Source organism: Moorena sp. SIO2C4 (assembly GCF_010672485.1).
Taxonomy (GTDB): domain Bacteria; phylum Cyanobacteriota; class Cyanobacteriia; order Cyanobacteriales; family Coleofasciculaceae; genus Moorena; species Moorena producens.
Genome location: NZ_JAAHGN010001045.1, coordinates 1 through 2616 on the forward strand (window position 1 = coordinate 1; position 2616 = coordinate 2616).

General features: G+C 43.7%; 2 protein-coding genes. One reads left to right on the plus strand and one right to left on the minus strand.

The features are described 5' to 3' along the window. Positions 1-252 (plus strand): hypothetical protein (locus tag F6K20_RS33405; RefSeq protein ID WP_287297635.1); only part of this gene is annotated, 252 nt, incomplete at its 5' end. 38 nt (positions 253-290) lie between these two features. On the opposite strand, the gene F6K20_RS33410 is transcribed toward F6K20_RS33405, so the two are convergent. Next, positions 291-2616, minus strand: a 2326-nt coding sequence (locus F6K20_RS33410) for a CHAT domain-containing protein (RefSeq protein ID WP_287297637.1), incomplete at its 5' end; no start/stop codon positions are given.

The following is a 2616-nucleotide window of genomic DNA, read 5'->3' on the forward strand; positions in this document are numbered from 1 at the left end:
AGTTTTGTAGGGTGGGCAAGGGGAAATAAATTGGTTAGAGCCCTTAAGTTGACCAATTACCTTGCCCACCCTACAGGATCTGACTTTTTGGTGGGCAAAATTCCTAGAGTTTTCCCTACAGCTGATCTGTGCTCACCTTTTGCCCACCCTACAGATCTGACTTTTTGGTGGGCAAAATTCCTAGAGTTTTCCCTACAGCTGATCTGTGCTCACCTTTTGCCCACCCTACAGGATCTAAATTCTAAATTCTAAATTCTAAATTCTAAATTCTTCATTCTAAATTCTAAATTCTAAATTCCTTGGGAAACAAAACCAGCCCAAAAGAAAGGATGAGCAAAAGGAAAATCTTCCTTACTCAAAGACTCCAAACGCTTTTGCTGTATCTCGAATTTATCGACAATTGTGACCCACTTATCCAACTCTTCCTGATCTCCCTGATCTTTGGCATTCTGTTTAGCAGTATTGGCCTCTTTTAACTTTTGTTCCAGATGTTCCGTTAACTGAGTCTGATAATTATCAGCAAACTCCTTTCCGGTTAAATTGCGCAATTTAATTTGCCCTTGCTGTAGTGCTTGGGAGCGGCTCATCCCTGACCGGCGGCCATGGTAGTAAAAAATCGCTAATAAAGCACTGGCCAAATCATCTACGGACCACTGGGTACTAACCACACTCCTGGCTCCAGCACAGAGAAAACCGGTAGCTAGACTAAGCAAGTCATCAGTAATGTCGGTAACAGTGAAATTAACCTCGCAGGCTGAGGCAAAAACTTCGGAAAGATTGGGCATGCGCCAACCAGGAGTTAAGAGTTGACCCAGGGTAAGGGAACCATCTCCTAACCGTAAATGAGATTCCAAGAGCTCCATGGGGTTAGATTGGGCATGATGGCTGGAGTGGAGGATATGCACTTGCTGGGCTAAGGTGTGGTATGATTTGACCGTGGCATTCCGTCCTTGTAAGCGCTGCTTAGCAGGAACCTGATACATTTCCGCCAGGGTTTTGCATTCAAAACTGGTAAAGGGCAGATCCTCGGTAGCATCTTCGACTATACCCATTTCTTGACCTGGGATTGCTGGGCGTTGGTGGCAATAGTGGAGGATTTGGCAACTGGGAACCAAGCGAATACGAAAGCGATCGCATAAATAAGTAGTGTTGGTAACAGGTTTAGTGCCAGAGGATTTGGAGGATTTGCTGGCGAAGACCATACCCCGATTTTGGGCAAGAGAACTCTTTTCTTGCTCTGCTGCTAATAAACCCTCTTGCTCTCCCCGTTTTAAGGGCAACGCCGCAAAAGGAATCTGATGTAAATATCGATAAGGCACAATAATCAACTCCTCAATCCCAGTCAGATAGTGTCCCACCAGCTCCTGCAACTGCAAGCGCTCAGCAAGTTCCTCAAGAAAATCCCCTATCTTCTGTTTCCATTCACTTTGTGCCTCAACATAGGGCTTGAACCAATTATTGAAGATCCAAATCTGTAAAGTTTTCCACCCCTGTCCTTGACAAGTGAAAACTTGAGGACTGCGATCCTTAAACAGGATAAAAATATGGGTATGCTCTCTTGTTGTGTAAAAACTAAGCAGAGCAGTGGTTGATTCTTCGATTAACTGCTGCATTTGCTCCCAATCGAGATGCTCCACCTGGACTTGTCCTGCCAAAACCGGGTCATAGCGGCGCAGTTGTTGCCAAACTTGCTGTTTTTTTGCCTCTAATTCCTGGATTTCTTTCTGGTATTGTAATAAAGCTTCCCTAGTCAAGGATTGATCAGATTGTTTCACTGGCATTCCCAATGACATGGTTTTATTAGGACTTCCTGCTAGAACTGGAACAACCTCCGAAGCAGAACCAAAACGGAGGAGATTGATACGCTGTTGCAGTTCCTCGTAGTCCTGCAAAAGCTGTTTTACTTCTGGGACAATTTCTCCTCCTTGGTAGAGTTCATTACTAGCCATCATATCTACCAAGCGTTGGGCACGAGAACGTTCAGTATATTCCAGTCCTTTTTCGATCTGACCTAAATTGAGGCAAGCTTGTACTATGTTGCCATATACGTAAATGGAATCAGCAAGAATCTCTTGGCGACGCTCCTCATCAATTGCCCAACTCCGGCTTTGTTCTACCGCTTGGATAGCTAGGGCGTAGCCTTCGATAGCTAGTTGCCAATTGTTATTGTCCAGAGCAAGGTTACCTAAATTGCAAGCTGTGTGCAGACAATCGAGAGGGAAGTTTTCTGGAGTACGGATTTGTAGGGAATTTCTATAATGAGCGATGGCTTGTTCAAGATTATCGGCTCTATCTCCTTTGATTTTTTTATAGGCAACACCGAGATTGTTTTGAGTTGTTGCCCAATCTTGGGGAAATGCCGACTTTGTAAAGATTTTTAGGGCATTTTTATAATGAGCAATGCCTTGTTCTATATTATCAGATTTTTCCCCTTTTATTCTATCAGAGTAGGCATTACCGAGATTGTTTTGAGTCATTGCCCAATTTTGGGGAAATGCGAACTTAGTATAGATTTGTAGAGCATTTTCATAATGAGCGATGGCTTGTTCAATATTATCAGCTCTCTCCCCTTCTATTCCGTTACGGTAGGTATTGCCGAGATTTTGTTGAATCCCT